Raw genomic sequence first — 17,987 nt, 5'->3', positions numbered from 1 at the left:
ATGAAGATATTCAAGAATAAGCTGGCAGTAATAGTTATACTACTGTCAGTGTCCTTTTTGGGGTTAATTGGTTATTCAGTTCAAAAAGACAAGATGTCCATGGTGGAAAATGGTGTAGGAAGTGCTATAAACTCTGTTCAAGGTGTTGTTTATAAAATAGGTAGTAAAATAAAAAGTTCTTTTAGTTTAGTACTTAATATAGGAAATATAAAAAGTGAAAATGATGAGTTAAAAAAACAAAATGAGAAGTTGAAATTTAATGCTATTCAAAATGATATTTTAAGAAAAGAAAATGACAGACTTAGAGGCATGTTAAACTTTGCTGATGCAAATGGTCAGTATAATTATATAGGTGTAGATATTTTGGGTTTAGTTGGAAATAATTTTTTGGATGGATATGTAATCAATAAAGGCGAAAAAGATGGAATAGAAAAAGGTATGATTGCATTGGAAGGAGAAGGACTAGTTGGTCAAGTTACTAGTGTTGGTAGTAATTGGAGTATAGTTCAATCTATTTGTAATGAGAATATGGCTGTAGCAGGATATGTATTGAGCACTGAAGAAAGTAATGGTATTGTAAAGGGTTATAAGGGAAATGAAGATAAATTTCTTACGGAAATTACAGGACTTTCCTTAGATTCAAAAATTAAAGAAGGGGACACTATACTAACCTCTGGACTAGGTGGCATATATCCAAAAGGAATTAAAATAGGAGAAGTTCTAGAAATTTATGAGGATAGAGCAAAGGTTGTAAAGAGTGCAATTGTGAAGCCTGCAGTAGATTTTAATAAGGTAGAGCAACTTGTAATTATAGTGCCAAAGGAAAAAAGAGATGTTAAAAACTAATAATAAATTTAAAAAAATATTATATTTATTTTTAATAATCACCATTCTTTTTATTTTTGATAATACCATTATAACTTTTTTTGCTATTAAAAATATATATCCAAGCGTTCTTTTTGTATTTATAGTTTGTTATTCCATAATAAATGGATATGATGAAGCAACAATTATTGGTGTTATAACAGGGATTCTTCAAGATATTTATTTTCCGGGAGTCATGGGAATTAACATGTTAATAAACATGTTAATTTGTTTAATGGCAGCTAAAATTGGAAAAGGAATTTTCAAGGATAAGGTTATAATACCTATTTTTTCAACATTTCTACTAAGTTTACTAAAGAGTATTGCTATTTTTGCTATATTTATATTAATAGGAGCTAGTAATAATTTTTTACACTTAATCATATATAAAGCTATTTATGAGATGATAATAGCTTTACTGATATATAGGATTATACTTAAGTTTAGTGAAACCAAAACTATAAAAAAGGAATGGAGATTCTAAAAAAAGTATGAAAAAAAATAAAAGAATAATTAGAAATAAAAAGAATAAAAAAAGTTTTTCAAGATATAATTTATTTTATATAGCTATGGCAGTTATCTTCATTGGAATTACTTCAAGATTACTTTTTTTACAAATAGTAATGGTAGAGGATTATAGAGAAAGAGCAAATAGCAATAAATATAAAACAGTATCCGTTGCAGCAGCTAGAGGAGATATAGTAGATAGAAATGGTAAAGTTTTTGCCGAAAGTATACAAAATTATGTATTACAATTTAGTGAGACAGAAGAAAGTAAAAAGTATTTCTTTAAAACTATGTCTAGAGTTTTTGAAATATTAGATAAAAAGCAAATACCAGTCGTAGATGAATTTCCTATAATTATAAATAATGAAGGAAAACTAGAATATAACTTCAAAGCTACCGATGAATCAAGTAGGAAATGGCTAGAGCTTAGATTTAAAAAGGATAGAGGTTTTTTAGAGAAGGTAGTAAAGAAAGAATATGGTGAGGGTAAGAAGGTTTCAGAGCTTACAGATGAACAAAAAAATTATATGGATGTTTTGTTATTACAGATAACTGCAGAAGAAGCCTATAAGACTTTAGAGAAAGATTATGGTGTAGATAGGTACTATGAGTTAACTCTTCATGAAAGAAGAAGATTTTTACTATTAAAAGATGCTATGAAGATGCAAAGTTTTTCAGGGTATAGCCCAGTAGTAATTGCAAATACATTAGATCAAGAAACTGCCTTTGTATTTGAGCAACTACAACCAGATATGCCAGGTATAATAGTTGATACTCAGCCTATGAGAGCTTATCCTAATGGAGAGTTAGGTTCCGCATTTCTAGGGTATATGTCTCAAATTAACCCTTGGGAACAAGAAAAATATGAAGAAAAGGGTTATGATGTAAGTACTGATGACATAGGAAAAGCAGGTATTGAATCAGCCTATGAATCCTATTTAAAGGGAACTAAGGGACAAGAGAGTATAGAAATTAATAAGCAGGGGCGTAGAGTTAGAACTCTGGGACAGGTAGAAGCTTATCAAGGAAAAACTGTGCAATTAAATATTGATATGGATGTACAAAGAGCTGCAGAAAAGGCACTAGATGAAGTGATGACTAATCTTCAAAAGAGTGGAAAAAATTATTATGGAGATAGTACTAATGCCACTAGAGGAGCAGCAGTAGCCATAAGTACTAAGGGGGAAGTTTTAGCACTTGTTAGTAGACCTGGTTTTGATCCTAATATATTTACTGACCCTGGGAAATTAACTACTGAATTGTCACAACAATACTTTAACCCAGATTTAGAAGCTATGGGAAAAGAGTATATTAAAAAAAGAGGGCTTGCAAGTAAAGGTGGTATTTTAACAGATAAAGAATTAACTTTAAGTTTAGCAGAAAGAGAACAATTATTGCTAGAAAAAATGTTCCCAATAGATAAAAGTATACCAGGAAATACTACAAGAAGAGAAGATAGATATGATATTTTCCCTAAACCTTTTTATAATTACGGAACATTATCATTAGTTCCACCAGGATCTACCTTCAAGCCAGTTACCGCTCTTGCAGGGCTAGAGGAAGGTATTATTACTGGGGATACTGAGATTTTAGATGATGGTATATATGGGAAATACGGATATGGAGGATCTTGTTGGATATGGAATATGAATAAGCAACATGGTTCCCATGGTCGAATTAATGTTAAAGAAGCATTGGAAGTTTCTTGTAACTATTTTTTCTTTGATGTGGCAGATCGCCTTTTTACAAAGGGTGGTGGAATGAAAAATCCTAAAAATGCTTTAGATTTAATAGCAAAATATGGTTGGCAACTAGGACTAGGATTACCACAAGGTAGCGATTTAAAAGCTTCTACTGGTATAGAAATTGAAGAAAATTTTGGTCAAATATACAATTATGAATCAAATAAAAATGTTCAAGCCAATACATTTATAAATCGAATGGCTGAAGACTTACAAAAAGGGATTAGTTCTATGAATGCAGCATCTCATTATAAGCCTTTTGACATTGTACAGCAAGAGGAGATTGGAACAGGTAAAGAACTAGAGCAAATAAAACTTACCAATTCTAAGAAAAAGACTTTAGTAGATGTAATTAGAGAAGAAATAAAAAAAGAAGAGATGTCTACCTCTGATGATATCCTAGAAAGATTTAAACCTTTAATTCAAGATATAATTAATACTAATGAGACTATAAAAGCCTTAGGATATTCTGAAGCAGATATAGAAAATATTGCTCTAGCAATGTTCTATTGTGTAAATGATGCGCATTCATATATAAAGTCGCCAGGTAATGCCTATGATGCATCCATAGGTCAAGGTATGAATCAATTTACGCCATTACAATTAGCTAGTTATCTTGCTACCCTTTTAAATGGTGGAGAAAGATATGAAGTAAAGCTAGTTGATAAAATTATTGATAGTAAGACTAAAGAAGTTATAGAAGATATAGAACCAAAGGTTATAAGTAAAGCTAGTTTCAATAAGGCAAATATTGAAATTATTAAAGAGGGAATGGGAAAGGTTACTCGAGGAGAAAATGGTACAACTTCAGCTGTATTCCAAGGGTTTCCTATACCTACTGGAGGTAAAACCGGTACGTCTAACGTTGTAACTTATGATCTGCAAAAGCCCCTTGGAAGGGATGCAGCCTCTGTATATGTAGGGTTTGCACCCTATGATAATCCAGAGATTGTAGTATGTTCTATAGTATTCGATGCTGCTCATGGTGATGGAACTATTGCCAAGGCAATGTTTGAAGCTTATTTTAAGGAACAGATATTAAAAACTAATCCTAATTATGAATTTAAATATAAATAAAAAAATAACAAATGGTAATCCATTTGTTATTTTTTTAAAGGAATATTGTTATATAATAAGTATTTCAACAAAAAAATTATTTTTTCTCAATATAAAGAAGGAATTTAGGCTCTATACGTTGAAATAGTAAGAATATCTCGATATGTGGAGGTTGCATATGCAAGATGATGGTATAAAATTTAAAGGCGAAAAAGATGGACTTAATTTAGTTGTAAATATTAAACTCTTTAGCTCTATAGAAAGCTTAATTGAAGCATTGAGAGTAAAGCTTCGAAAGGGTAGAAGGTTCTATAAGGGTGCCTCCATTAAAATAACTGTAGATATGAGGCAGTTGGAATCTAGAGATTTAAGAGCAATAAGAGACTTTTTATCAACGGAATTTATGATAAAGGATTGCTCCTTTATAAATTTAGAAGATAGTAATAAAAAGGTTTTTAATGGTATACATGAAGGAAAAACTAAATTTGTCAGAAAAACTATAAGAAGTGGTCAAAGATTTGAATATTCAGGAAACATAGTTATTGTAGGAGATGTTAATTCTGGAGCAGAGGTATATGCCGCAGGAAATATAGTGGTATTAGGCTCTGTTAAAGGTAGTGTGTATGCTGGGATTAATGGTAATAATGGTGCTATAATAGCAGCCTTTGCATTAACACCACAAATAATGCAAATTGCTGATCTTATCACTAGATCTCCAGAAGATATGGACAAACCTAGGTATCCAGAATTGGCAAGAATTAAAAATGGAAATATTGTTTTAGAACCATATTCAATAAATAAATATATTTAATCGGAGGTATTAGTAAATGGGAGAGGCTATAGTTATAACATCTGGGAAAGGTGGAGTAGGAAAAACTACTACTACAGCAAACATAGGTACAGCTTTAGCATCAATGGATAAAAAAGTAGTTGTTATCGATGGAGATACAGGATTAAGAAACTTAGATGTTCTCATGGGACTTGAAAATAGAGTGGTATTTACATTAGTTGATGTTATTGAAGAAAAGTGTAGATTGAAACAAGCACTTATAAAAGATAAGAGGTTTAACAATTTATTTCTTCTTCCAACAGCACAAACAAGAGATAAAAATGATGTAGATATAAATGAAATGTTAAGAGTAGTAACCCAGTTAAAACAAGAGTTTGATTATGTAATTTTAGACTGTCCTGCGGGTATTGAACAAGGTTTTGAAAATGCCATTGTAGGGGCAGACTGGGCTATTGTTGTTGTAAATCCAGAAATCACATCTGTCAGAGATGCAGATAGGGTTATTGGAAAATTAGATGCGAAAGGGATAGAAAGACAGGAACTTATAGTTAACAGAATGAACTTTGATATGGCTAAGAATGGGGAAATGTTGACTATAGAAGATATAAAGGAGTGTTTAGCTATTAAAGTTATAGGGGTAGTTCCAGATGATAGAAAAGTAACCATATCTACTAATAAAGGTGAGCCTATAGTGTTAGACAGTTCTGCTTATGCTGGTCAAGCCTTTAAGAATATAGGAAGTAGAATTTTAGGAGAAGAAGTACCATTCCTAGATTTTAATGAATTATACGGTCAAAAAGGATTTATGGGTGCAATAAAAAAATTATTTGGAGGAGGTAGAAATTAGATATGGACTTGTTTAAAATTTTTTCAAGCAAAGTATCTTCAAAGGATATTGCTGCAGATAGATTAAAACTTATTCTAGTCCATGATAGAGCTACCGTTTCGCCAGATTTTTTAGAGAATATTAAAATGGAGTTGCTTAAGACTATATCTAATTATGCAGAAATTGAAAGTGGAGAAGAGATTGAAATAAGAATAACTACTAGTGATGAATATGATGGGAACTCCCCAGCTTTAGTGGCTAGTATACCTATTAAAAAAGTTAAGAGAAGGTAATCAAAAAAGCTATGTTTTCATAGCTTTTTTTCCTTGTTATGATATAATAGGAACAGGTATGGAGGGAGATGCAAATGAATAAATTATTAGAAAAATTTAAAATTAATGATAAGTTAATTAAAAATATAGATTTTAGTATTTTAATTGTAGTATTTTTAATTGTAGCCTTTGGTATAGTTAATATTTACTCTGCCATTGGAGCTAAGTATGCCATGCTTCAATTTGCTTGGATGATTGTAGGTATGATAACTATATACTTCATATTAACTTTAGACTATGTTCAACTTTTAAATTATGCCCCTGTTATATATTGGGCAGCGGTTATACTTTTGCTTTTCAATGATATAACCGGTAAAGCGGTAAATGGAGCTAATGCATGGATTCAAATAGGAAATAGAGCCATTCAACCTGGAGAGTTTGCCAAAATAGGTATGATTCTTATGGTTGCAAAGGTTATAGAAGATGCTGAAGGGGATATAAATAATTTAAAAACATTTTTTAAGGTTTTATTTTATGCAGCAATTCCAGTGATACTAATTGTAATACAACCAGATATGGGACTTACCATGGTTTCATTTTTTATAATGTTAGGTATAGTGATTGTAGCAAACTTAAATTGGAAGGTCATAGTTGGAGGACTTACTGCATTAACAGCTGCTGTTGTAGGATTCTTTTATTCACCTTTTATGAAACCATATTGGAAATTAAGGTTTTTAGCAGTTATTAACCCGGAAGACTATGCACAAACAGAAGGGATGCAGTTAATTCAATCTAAAATAGCCATAGGTTCTGGTGGAATATTTGGTATGGGATTTATGAATGGAAAACAATATAAGTTTGTACCAGAAAACCATACAGACTTTATCTTTGCTGTATTAGGTGAAGAATGGGGATTAGTTGGCGCTCTAGTACTTATGATGTTATATGGAATACTTTTATGCAAACTTATAAATATAGCAAAGAACTCAAAAGATATAGCTGGAGGTATTATAGTGGTAGGTGTAATAGCATCTATACTATTTTCAATAATTCAAAATATCGGGATGACCATTGGATTACTTCCTATATCAGGTATAACATTACCTTTTGTTAGTTATGGTGGAAGTTCTATGTTAACTTATTTTATATCTTTAGGATTAGCTTTAAATATAGGTATGAGAAAGAATAAAATTAATTTTTAGGAGTGATTTAAATGAGAGTTGCATTGGTTGCACACGATAAAAAGAAGGATGACATCATTGATTTTGCTAAAAGATATAAGGATGTGCTAAAGGATCATGAACTTTATGCTACAGGCACTACAGGGAAACTTATAAATGAAATAGTTGGTCTTCCTATATATAGATTTTTATCAGGCCCCTTAGGCGGCGACCAACAAATAGGAGCAAGACTTGCAGAAGGAAATATGGATATGATAATTTTTTTAAGAGATCCTCTTACAGCTCAACCCCATGAACCTGATGTAACAGCCCTTATAAGACTCTCAGATGTTCACTGTATACCTCTTGCAACTAATATAGGTACAGCAGAAGTATTCATGAAGGCTTTAAAAAACAGATAATAAAATTAATAATAATATTAATAAAATAAGCTGTCTCAAGACAATTTGTCAATCTTTTTAAAATGTTGAATTTGTACTTTAATATAAGTCCATGATTAACATTATTTTGGGATTGGCATATACTGAGACAGCCTTTTTTTATTATGCTCTTATGAAAATAAATTTTCATACCCATCATAAAGTTAGTTTTTTTTAATATATATAAATTAGTAATAATAAATTATGGGGGGATATTTTATGGGAATTTATAATGAATATTATCAAAAATATTATTCTAATATGAAAAAACAAACAGGAACCAGTGAGTATAAACCTACAAAATATAGTGGAAATAGTACTAAAGGTAGTAACAATAAATTAAATAGTAGAAGAAATACCTTCCCCATTTATTTAAACATTTTTGGGAAAGGCTTTGCTAATATATTGATTATTCAATGCGTAATAGTTCTAGTTCTTCTAGCTGGACTATTTCTCGCTAGAACATATCCTAACAGTTACGTTAATAAGGTATATGATAAGAGTATAGCAATTATAAATAATGGTTTATTGAAGGAAAAAAATATTACTGTGGAAAATATAGTCCAAGCATTTAAAGAGAAAAATATATTGGATGTATTTAAGGAAGAAAAAATAACTGAAGTTTTTAATGAAGTAAAGTCTATGGTTAGTTTTGAAGAAAAGAAAGAAAATTATATAAAAGAAAACTATGTAAACCCGATAACCATAAAGGATAAAAATCAAATCACTATAAAAGATAATAGACTTTCTTTAAGCCTAACTAATGAAAGTGATATAAAGGCATCCTTTCCAGGAAAGGTAAAGAGTGTCACTGAAGGAAAAGAAATTACTTTAATCCTAGACTATGGTGATGGTATTGAGATGAAATATTATGGTCTAAGCGGTAGCAAAGTTAAAATTGGAGATGCTGTTGATACAGGAGAAGTTATCGGTACAGTTAAGGGAGATGAAGGCAATATATTAAGTATAGAAGTATTTTATATGGGAAATATTTTAAACCCAGAGAAATGCTTTAATTTTGAAACTATGATATAGCAAGATTATTAGGGGGAAATCATTGATACGAATAAGCAAATACTTAATACCCTATATAATTTTAATATTGATTATAGGATTTAAAAGTGAGTTAATTATAGGTTTTATAATCATAATCATCCATGAAATTATTCATTTAATAACAGCAAGAATATTAGGTTATTCAGGATTTTCTATAGATATATTACCAATAGGTACTACACTAAAATTAAAGGAGCTAGAAGAGGCAACTCCTAAGGAAGATATTATTATATCCTTAAGTGGTCCAATAGGGAATTTTTTAATTGCTTTAACTAGTTATTTTTTAGGCAGATATTTTTCTAATTCTAATTTTATTGAATTTTGCAATTATAATTTAGTTATAGGCATATTTAATCTTATACCAGCATTTCCTTTAGATGGAGGTCGTATATTAAGAGATATTCTTAATATTAAGCTCATATATAAAAAAGCTAATAAGATTGCGCTAAATATAAGTATAGTAATAGGATATATATTTGGAGCAATCTTTTTAATGGGATTATGCATGGAGCGACTGGTTTTAGATTTTGCCTTTTTTTCTATATTTATATTAATGATTTCCTATAAGGAAAAAGGGAGGATAGCTTATATAATAATGGGATATATCATCAAAAAAAAGGAAAAGCTAATAGGTAGAGGATACCTAGAAAATAAAAGTATTTCTGTTTATTACAAAATAAATATATTACAATTAATAGAATTAATAGATAAAAACAAGTATAATGTATTTACTGTACTTGATGATGAAATGAACATGATAGGAGTTTTATATGAAGAGGACATATTAAATGGAATTAAGGAATTGGGAAATATAACTCTTGAAGAACTTCTAGAAAGCTATGAAAAATAGTATAGTTACTTGAAATATTATATAGTTGTGCTAAAATGAAACTTAGCTTTAGCGGATGTAAAATCCTCTTAAGCTAAGTTAAATTAACTTAAGGAGGATACTCAATGAATAAAATTTCCGACGATATTTTGTACAGAGTTGAGAAACCAGCTAGATATATAGGTGGAGAATTAAACTCATATAATAAAGATAAAAACAGTGTAGATATTAGATATGCTTTTTGTTTCCCAGATGTTTATGAAGTGGCAATGTCCCACTTGGGAACAAAAATTCTATATCATCTTATGAATGAGAGAGAGGATACCTTCTGTGAAAGATGCTTTGCACCTTGGCCAGATATGGAAAAACTACTAAGAGAAAATGACATTCCATTAGGAACTCTTGAAACTAAGGATTCCCTTAGTGAATTTGATATTTTAGGATTCACTCTTCAATATGAAATGAGCTATACTAATATTTTAAATATGTTAGATATGTGTAATATACCAGTTAGAGCTTCAAAAAGGGGAGAAGAATATCCTATCATCATGATGGGAGGTCCTTGTGCTTATAACCCTGAGCCTTTATATGATATAGCTGATGTCTTCATATTAGGTGAAGGAGAAGAAGTTACCCATGATGTTTTAGATGTTTATAAGGAAATGAAGGGTAAATCAAAGGCCGAATACCTAAGAGCTATTTCAAAGATTCAAGGAGTTTATGTACCATCCATTTATGACGTAAATTACAATGAAGATGGCACTATTAAGGACATGACTCCAAAGTATGAGGATGTACCTAAAACTGTTAAAAAGAGAATAGTTTCAGATTTTAATGCTAACAATTCTCCAGAAAAATTCATAGTTCCTTATACAGAAATTATTCATGATAGAATAGTTATAGAGACCTTTAGAGGCTGTACAAGGGGATGTAGATTCTGCCAAGCAGGAATGATATACAGACCAGTTAGAGAAAAAACCACAGAAAAGCTTATGGAAGAAATCGATATTCTAGTAAAAAACACAGGTTATCAGGAGATTTCTCTAAGTTCCTTAAGTATTTGTGATTACTCTAATATCCAAAACTTAATATTTTCTTTAATTGAAAAGTATGGAGAAGAAAAAATAGGAGTATCTATACCATCAATTAGAATAGATGCCTTCTCTGTAGATTTAATAAAGGAGATACAAAAGGTAAGAAAGACAGGATTAACATTTGCTCCAGAAGCTGGAACTCAAAGGATGAGAGATGTAATAAACAAAGGAGTAACAGAAGAAGACTTATTAAGATCTGCTAGAAATGCCTTTGAATCAGGTTGGTCAACTATAAAGCTATACTTTGTTATAGGACTTCCTTACGAAACCGTAGAAGACGTAGAAGGAATTGCACATTTAGCAGAAAAGGTAGTAGAGGAATACTTCCATGTACCTAGGGATGTAAGAAAGAGGGGCTTAAGAGTTACAGTAAGTACTTCTATATTAGTACCAAAGCCATTTACACCTTTCCAATGGGCTCCAATGAATCAAGTGGCTGAAGTGAGAGAAAAAATTTCAAGTCTTAGAGATGCTATAAAAAGTAAGGCTATTAACTACAATTGGCATGAATCGGCACTTAGCTACCTAGAAGCAGTATTTGCAAGAGGGGATAGAAAACTTTGTGATGTTCTAGTGAAGGCCTTTGAAAAGGGCGCTAGGTTTGATGGCTGGAACGAGTACTTCAACTTTGAATTGTGGCAAGAAGCTTTTGAAGAATGTGGGGTAGATGGAGATTTCTATGCTTATAGAGAAAGAAGTTATGATGAAATCTTACCATGGGACTTCATTGATATAGGAGTAAGTAAAAGCTATCTAATAAGTGAAAATGAAAAAGCTAAAGAAATGGTTTTAACACCAGACTGTAGAGAGAGATGTACAGGATGTGGAATCAATACTAGCTTTAAGGAAAGGGAGTGCTTTCATGGTGCGTTATTTAATAAAATACACTAAAGAAAGTGAAATAAAGTTTTTATCTCATTTAGATTTAATGAGAACTATACAAAGAGTTATAAGAAGAGCAAAACTACCAATAGAGTATTCTAAGGGGTTTAATCCTCATATGAGCATATCTATAGCACAACCCCTATCAGTAGGGGTATATTCTACAGGAGAATATTTAGATGCAGTGTTTATTGAAGCATTTGATGAAAATGAAATTCTAAAGACTTTAAATGAAAATACAGTAGGTGGAGTTAAATTTTTATCCGTTACCAAGGTAGCCAGAAAAGAAGGACAGAAAAATCAACAAGCAATGGCTACCATAGATGCAGCTAAATATATAATAAAGTTTAAACTTCAGGATGAGTCTGCACTAGATATGGATTCTTTTTTGGATTTAAGTCAATGGACAATTTTAAAGAAATCTAAATCAGGAGAAAAGGAAACAGATATTAAGCCTTTAGTTAAAGAGATAAAGTACTCCATAGATAATAAAATGTTAACTATAGAAGGACTTCTTAGTTGTGGAAGCAGAGAAAACCTATCAGCAAGTTTACTTAGTGAATTTATAAAAACTCATGTAAAGGGAATTAAGGAAGATGCCTTTGTTGATATAAAAAGAGTAGAAATGTATGCTTTTAAAGAAAAAGAACTACTTACACTTCAAGAGTATTTTGCACAGTACTAGGAGTTGATTTAATGAAAAAAATATTCATTGAAAGACAAAATACATTATTAAAGATTGCAGTGAAATATGGTGATACTCTTAAAGAGTGTTTTATAGAAGAAGATACAGAAGGACCTAAGGTAGGAGACATATATAGAGGTGTAATTAAAAATATAGTACCTTCTATTCATGGTGCTTTCATAGATATAGGTTATGAAAAAAATGGATATCTTTCCCTAGAAAAAAATCAGCATATAAACACCTTAAAAAAAGGTGATGAAGTTATGGTAGAGGTAGTAAAGGAAGAGATAGATAAAAAAGGTCCAAAGGTAACTAGAAACCTTTCCTTACCGGGAGCCTATGCAGTACTTACTAAAGAACATAGCCATATAGAAATTTCAAAAAAGATTAAAACACCAAATTTTAAAGAATTAATAGAAGAAGATATATCAAAACCTGAGGATGTTGGAATAATAATTAGAACAAAAGCAGAAAATATTGATATAAACATTTTAAAGGAAGAAATAAGTGAGTTAATACATAGATATGAAGAAATATGTAATAAGTTTACATACTCATCTAAAGTAGGACCTCTTTATAAAGATAGTGGGATCCTAAGTAGGGTCTTAAGAAATTATACTGAAGGTGGAGCTGAGATAGTAGTTGATAATTATGAAGATTACCTTTACTATGAAAAGTTAATTAAAGAAAAGCGCTTAGAAAATCTTCATCTAAGTTTTTATGAAGGAGCTTTATCCATATTTGATAATTATGGCATAGAAAAAGAAATTTTAGCGTTAAGACATAATAAAATTAACTTATACAGTGGTGGTAACATTGTGTTAGAACGTACTGAAGCCATGAATGTGGTGGATGTAAATACGGCTAAAAACATAAAGCCATCCTTAAAGGAAAAAAATATTTTAGTAACTAATATGGAGGCTGCTAAGGAAGTAGTAAAACAGATAAGACTGAGAAATCTAGGTGGGATAATAGTAGTAGATTTTGTAGATATGAAATCTCATGAAGATAAAGCTGAAGTTTTAAAAGTTTTACAAGAAGAGTTTAAGGATGATAAGCATAATACTAAAATATATCCTTTCACAGAATTAAATTTAGTTCAGATAACTAGAAAAAAATATGGCAAATCCATATGTGATTATGTTTTTAATTCCTGTGTTTATTGTAAAGGTACAGGAGAAAAAGTATCTTTAGAATATATATTAAGCATTTTAAAAGGTAAAGTGAAAAAAATAAAATCAGAGCAGGGAATTAAAAATATCTATATAGAACTAGATAGAAACTATGAGAATGAAATAAACAATGATATTGTAACTTTTGTGGAGAAATTAGATGGGCTAGACTGTGATATTTTTATTAGATTTCAGGAAAATCTAGATAATTTTAAAGTTGAATCTTTAATTTTTCATAGCCAAATTGAAGCTATGCAAGAATTAAAAGTATTTTCTGCAAAAACTAGATGTAAGTAATAATTTTGAAAAACATGGTAGTATTAGAGATGATAGTCATCAATAAAAAAATACCATAAGTTGCTTTACAATCATCAGCGTATGTGTTAAAATGTCATTTGTAGACCGCACACATAAGGTTTTTAAACTAACTTATAAAATTTTGTAAAGAATTTGTAAGTTATACCTGAGATGGCGAGACTGGATTGAGGAGGTGTATTTAATGTACGCAGTTTTACTTACTGGAGGAAAGCAATACAGAGTTCAAGAGGGAGACGTTTTATTCGTTGAAAAACTTGAAGCTGAAGTTGATTCAACTGTAGAATTCGATAAAGTTTTAGCAGTTGGAAAAGAAGACGGTTTAGTAGTTGGAAAGCCTGTAGTTGAAGGAGCTAAAGTTGTTGCTAAAGTAGTAGCACAAGGAAAAGCTAAGAAAGTTATAGTTTTCAAATATAAGCCAAAGAAAGACTACAGAAAGAAACAAGGTCATAGACAACCATTTACTAAAGTTGTAATTGAGAAGATTGAAGCTTAATTATGATTAAGGTAACTTTCAAAAGAACAAAAAGCATGTTAGTATCATTTCATGTATATGGGCATGCTGAGTATTTTGATGTTAAGCAAAATACAACTGTTTATGATGATGTTGTTTGTGGTTCTGTAAGTAATTTAGCCCAGGTAACAATCTTAGGAGTGTTAGAGGTGCTAAAGTTAAAACCTACATATATCGCGGAAGAGGGAAACATAGCTTTAGATGTATCTAAGTTATCTCATGTGGAAATAGAAAGTACACAAGTCCTACTAGAAACGATGTTATTGGGATTGAAAAATTTAGAAATTAGTTATGGAAAATATATCAAAGTTGTAGTAGAGGAGGTGCAGTGATATGTTACTAATAAACCTTCAGTTATGTGCTCATAAAAAAGGAGTAGGTAGCTCTAAGAACGGTAGAGATAGTGAATCTAAGAGATTAGGGGTTAAACGTGCAGACGGACAATTTGTACTTGCAGGAAACATCCTTGTAAGACAAAGAGGAACAAAAATTCACCCAGGTACAAACGTTGGTATCGGTGGAGATGACACTCTTTTCGCTAAGGTTGATGGAGTTGTAAGATTTGAAAGAATGGGTAAAAGCAAGAAAAAAGCTAGTGTTTATCCAATCGATGTAGAAATTGCAATAGCTGAATAGTTAATTAAGCACCCGTAAGGGTGCTTTTTTATGACATAGGACAATTATTTACTCATAGGGCAATTATTTATTCTATGTTATAAAAAAACATCCCTAGGTGTTAATTAGTTTTAAAATAAAACATAGGTAAAATTATTATTTTTGTAAATAATAATAATATACTCATACTTAATTCGTAAAAATATCAAAGGATATTTTGTTAGGAAGGTGAAATAATAATGTTTATAGATACAGCCAAGATTTTTGTACAGTCCGGAGATGGTGGTAATGGTTCCATTCATTTTAGAAGAGAAAAATTTGCTCCACTAGGTGGACCAGATGGTGGAGATGGTGGAGATGGTGGAAGTGTCATATTAGTAGTAGATAGTAATATGACTACCCTATTAGATTTTTCTTATCACCGTAAATTCGTAGCTCCGAATGGAGGAAAGGGTGAAGGCTCTAAATGCTACGGAAGGGGTGGAGAAGATATTATTATCAGAGTTCCAATGGGAACTATAGTTAAAGACTTTGAAACAGATAAAGTTATGTGTGACTTAGCTCATGATGGCGATAAATTTGTAGTATGTAAAGGTGGAAAAGGCGGAAAAGGAAATGCAAAATTTTGTACTCCTACAAGACAGGCGCCAAACTTTGCAGAGCCAGGTATGCCAGGAGAAGAAAGATGGATTAAGTTAGAACTTAAACTTTTAGCAGATGTAGGACTTCTAGGATTCCCGAATGTAGGAAAATCAACACTTTTATCCATGGTATCTAAGGCTAGACCAAAGATAGCTAACTACCACTTTACTACTATAAAACCAAACCTTGGAGTAGTAGCTGTGAAGGGTATAGAACCTTTTGTTATTGCTGATATACCAGGTATCATAGAAGGAGCAGCAGAGGGAGTAGGATTAGGATTAGAGTTCTTAAGACATATAGAGAGAACTAGAATGCTTATTCATGTAGTTGATATTTCTGGAGTTGAAGGAAGAAATCCTATAGAAGACTTTAAAAGAATTAATGAAGAACTTAAAAAATATAGCATAAAGCTATGGGATAGACCACAGATAATTGCAGCAAATAAATCTGATATGCTCTATGATGAAGAAGTTTATGAAAACTTTAAAAAAGAATTACAAGCTATGGGCTATGATAAGATATATAAGATATCTGCAGCTACCAATGAAGGTGTAGATGATCTTATGAAGGCTGCAGCTGAAATGCTTAGCACAATTCCTGTTAAGGAATTAGAGATTTCAGAAGAGGATAAATTTATTCCTGAAGAAAAGAGATTTACATATGAAATAAATGAAGTCGAAGAAGGTATATTTGAGATTACAGGATCCTTTGTAGATAGATTATTAACTAGTGTAAATGTAAATGAGCCAGATTCATTAAGATACTTCCATAAAGTTTTAAGAAACAAAGGAATTATCGATGAGTTAAAGGATATGGGAATACAAGATGGTGACCTAGTAAGATTAAATGATTTTGAATTTGAGTTCTTATTATAAAATTAGGGGGAAATAAATAACATGATAACAACAAAACAAAGAAGCTATCTTAGATCTCTTGGAAGTCAATTAGCACCTATATTCCAAGTAGGAAAAGGTGGCATAGAAGAAAACTTTCTTAAGCAGATAGATGGGGCTCTAGAATCAAGAGAGCTAATCAAGATAAAAACTTTAAATAATAGTGGGATTACAGCAAGAGAAGCTTCAGAAATTTTATGTGAAGAATTAGGTTGTGAAGGAATTCAAGCTATAGGAAGTAAATTAGTTATCTATCGCAAATCTAAGAAAAATCCTAAAATAGAACTTCCTAAATAATATACATTTAATAGAGTTTTAGAAACCTTTAAATATATGTAACTTTTAAACAAGTATTCCAATTGCAGTTGGTAAAATACTTCATATATGGTATTATAATTTAAAGAGGTAATAGCATGAAAAAGGCGATTTTTGGAGGAACTTTTGATCCTATACATATAGGACATATTCATATAGCTTATGAAGCACTATATAATTTAAGCCTAGATGAAGTCATATTTATGCCAAATGGTCGACCGCCACATAAAAGGGCTAGGGCTGTGACAGAAGAGAAAATTAGGTATAAAATGGTTTATCAGGCCATAAAAGGTGAGAAAAAGTTCTCCATAAGTGATTTTGAGATAAAAAGTGACAGTTTAAGTTATACTTATAATACTCTAATGCAGTTTAACCATAGAGAACCTTATACTCAATGGTATTTCTTAGTTGGAGTAGATAGTTTAATGACTTTAAGGCAGTGGAAAAATATTCACATAATATTAGATAACTGCACTTTAGTTGTGTTTTCTAGAACTGGATATGCTATGGATGATGTATTAAAAATGAAAAAGGATTTAGAGAAAGAGTATGGCAAAGAGATAATCTTGTTAGAAATGTCTCTTTTAGATATATCATCTACAGAAATTAAAAAGAAAATTTCAGAAGATAAAATGGTTAATTACCTTCTTCCCCAAGGGGTAGAGGAGGTAATTAATCAATATAATTTATATAGAAATAAGGTGTAAGGTATGTGGCAGGAAAATAGAATAAAAGATTATATAAAAATTCATCTTACCAAGGAGAGATATAACCATAGTTTAGGTGTAATGAAAACTAGTGAAGACCTTGCAAAACATTATGGTATAAATCCTAATAAAGGTAGAATAGCTGGGCTTTGTCATGATTGTGCTAAAAATTTTTCTGCCAATGATTTAATTAATAAAGCAAGGAATAATGGAATAATTATTTCAGATATATATTACAAATCTCCTCAGCTTTTACATGGTTTAATTGGAGCATACATATCAAAGGAAATGTTCCATGTGGAAGATGAAGATATTTTAAATGCAATAAAATATCATACTACAGGACGAGAAAATATGTCAACATTAGAAAAAATAGTTTATATTGCTGATTGTATAGAGCCTTCAAGAAATTTTAAAGGTGTGGAAGAATTAAGAACTTTAGCCTATGAGGATTTAGATAAAGCTCTTTTAAAATCCTTTGACGATACTATAATGTATATTTTATCTAGAAACTCAATAATGCATATAGATACCATTAAAGCTAGAAATTATTTGTTAGTTACTAAAAGAAACTGATATTACTAGGTAAAAATTATCTAATAATATATAAT

The 17,987-nt window shown here is 30.7% G+C and carries 20 protein-coding genes; all 20 read left to right on the top strand.

The annotated features are described in order from the left end of the window. The 20 genes from mreC (at position 1) to yqeK (ending at position 17,952) form a co-directional block, all read left to right on the top strand. On the top strand, positions 1-846 hold the full coding sequence (gene mreC / locus B3086_RS10035; RefSeq protein WP_346848384.1) for a rod shape-determining protein MreC: 846 nt from the start codon (positions 1-3) through the stop codon (positions 844-846). Next, positions 833-1,348: a rod shape-determining protein MreD gene (mreD, locus tag B3086_RS10030; RefSeq protein ID WP_346848385.1), complete on the top strand. Its 516-nt coding sequence runs from the start codon at positions 833-835 to the stop codon at positions 1,346-1,348. Before mreC ends, mreD begins: the two co-directional genes overlap by 14 nt. Positions 1,349-1,355: 7 nt before the next feature. Beyond that, the gene (locus B3086_RS10025; RefSeq protein ID WP_346893339.1) at positions 1,356-4,190 is read left to right on the top strand and encodes a penicillin-binding transpeptidase domain-containing protein; all 2,835 of its coding nucleotides are present in this window, start codon (positions 1,356-1,358) and stop codon (positions 4,188-4,190) included. Positions 4,191-4,347: 157 nt separating this feature from the next. Further along, positions 4,348-4,980 carry a septum site-determining protein MinC gene (gene minC / locus B3086_RS10020; protein ID WP_346848387.1) on the top strand — a complete coding sequence of 211 codons (633 nt, stop codon included), beginning with the start codon at positions 4,348-4,350 and terminating at the stop codon, positions 4,978-4,980. 16 nt (positions 4,981-4,996) lie between these two features. Continuing rightward, positions 4,997-5,806, top strand: a complete 810-nt coding sequence (gene minD / locus B3086_RS10015; protein WP_346848388.1) for a septum site-determining protein MinD — start codon at positions 4,997-4,999, stop codon at positions 5,804-5,806. Positions 5,807-5,808: 2 nt separating this feature from the next. Further along, positions 5,809-6,078 carry a cell division topological specificity factor MinE gene (gene minE, locus B3086_RS10010; protein ID WP_150843815.1) on the top strand — a complete coding sequence of 90 codons (270 nt, stop codon included), beginning with the start codon at positions 5,809-5,811 and terminating at the stop codon, positions 6,076-6,078. Positions 6,079-6,152: 74 nt separating this feature from the next. Further along, the gene (rodA, locus tag B3086_RS10005; RefSeq protein ID WP_346848389.1) at positions 6,153-7,259 is read left to right on the top strand and encodes a rod shape-determining protein RodA; all 1,107 of its coding nucleotides are present in this window, start codon (positions 6,153-6,155) and stop codon (positions 7,257-7,259) included. 11 nt (positions 7,260-7,270) lie between these two features. Beyond that, positions 7,271-7,639 (top strand): methylglyoxal synthase, encoded by a 369-nt coding sequence (gene mgsA / locus B3086_RS10000; RefSeq protein WP_035128787.1) that lies wholly within the window; start codon positions 7,271-7,273, stop codon positions 7,637-7,639. Between the two features lie 237 nt (positions 7,640-7,876). Continuing rightward, positions 7,877-8,692, top strand: coding sequence for a M23 family metallopeptidase (locus tag B3086_RS09995; protein WP_346848390.1), 816 nt, complete (start codon positions 7,877-7,879; stop codon positions 8,690-8,692). Between the two features lie 22 nt (positions 8,693-8,714). Then, a complete protein-coding gene (locus B3086_RS09990; RefSeq protein WP_346848391.1) occupies positions 8,715-9,563 on the top strand; it encodes a site-2 protease family protein in 849 nt (282 codons plus the stop codon). A gap of 104 nt (positions 9,564-9,667) precedes the next feature. Continuing rightward, positions 9,668-11,527 (top strand): TIGR03960 family B12-binding radical SAM protein, encoded by a 1,860-nt coding sequence (locus tag B3086_RS09985; RefSeq protein WP_346848392.1) that lies wholly within the window; start codon positions 9,668-9,670, stop codon positions 11,525-11,527. Beyond that, positions 11,499-12,203, top strand: coding sequence for a TIGR03936 family radical SAM-associated protein (locus B3086_RS09980; protein ID WP_346848393.1), 705 nt, complete (start codon positions 11,499-11,501; stop codon positions 12,201-12,203). Before B3086_RS09985 ends, B3086_RS09980 begins: the two co-directional genes overlap by 29 nt. Positions 12,204-12,214: 11 nt before the next feature. Further along, on the top strand, positions 12,215-13,672 hold the full coding sequence (locus B3086_RS09975) for an Rne/Rng family ribonuclease (protein WP_346893336.1): 1,458 nt from the start codon (positions 12,215-12,217) through the stop codon (positions 13,670-13,672). Positions 13,673-13,874: 202 nt separating this feature from the next. Continuing rightward, positions 13,875-14,186 (top strand): 50S ribosomal protein L21, encoded by a 312-nt coding sequence (gene rplU, locus B3086_RS09970; protein ID WP_035128800.1) that lies wholly within the window; start codon positions 13,875-13,877, stop codon positions 14,184-14,186. Positions 14,187-14,188: 2 nt separating this feature from the next. Continuing rightward, on the top strand, positions 14,189-14,536 hold the full coding sequence (locus B3086_RS09965; RefSeq protein WP_150843809.1) for a ribosomal-processing cysteine protease Prp: 348 nt from the start codon (positions 14,189-14,191) through the stop codon (positions 14,534-14,536). A 1-nt stretch (position 14,537) separates the two neighbouring features. Next, positions 14,538-14,840: a 50S ribosomal protein L27 gene (gene rpmA, locus B3086_RS09960; protein WP_346848395.1), complete on the top strand. Its 303-nt coding sequence runs from the start codon at positions 14,538-14,540 to the stop codon at positions 14,838-14,840. 218 nt (positions 14,841-15,058) lie between these two features. Then, positions 15,059-16,336 (top strand): GTPase ObgE, encoded by a 1,278-nt coding sequence (gene obgE, locus B3086_RS09955; RefSeq protein WP_346848396.1) that lies wholly within the window; start codon positions 15,059-15,061, stop codon positions 16,334-16,336. A 21-nt stretch (positions 16,337-16,357) separates the two neighbouring features. Beyond that, complete coding sequence (gene yhbY, locus B3086_RS09950) at positions 16,358-16,651, top strand: ribosome assembly RNA-binding protein YhbY (RefSeq protein ID WP_035128811.1); 294 nt, start codon at positions 16,358-16,360, stop codon at positions 16,649-16,651. 116 nt (positions 16,652-16,767) lie between these two features. After that, a complete protein-coding gene (nadD, locus tag B3086_RS09945; RefSeq protein WP_346848397.1) occupies positions 16,768-17,376 on the top strand; it encodes a nicotinate-nucleotide adenylyltransferase in 609 nt (202 codons plus the stop codon). A gap of 3 nt (positions 17,377-17,379) precedes the next feature. Beyond that, entirely contained in the window at positions 17,380-17,952 is a 573-nt protein-coding gene (yqeK, locus tag B3086_RS09940) for a bis(5'-nucleosyl)-tetraphosphatase (symmetrical) YqeK (protein ID WP_346848398.1), read from the top strand. The last annotated feature ends 35 nt before the right edge of the window (positions 17,953-17,987 follow it).

The organism is Clostridium sp. UBA871, assembly GCF_002295255.1.
GTDB lineage: Bacteria > Bacillota > Clostridia > Clostridiales > Clostridiaceae > Clostridium_J > Clostridium_J sulfidigenes.
This window is presented reverse-complemented; position numbering and strand designations above follow the sequence as displayed.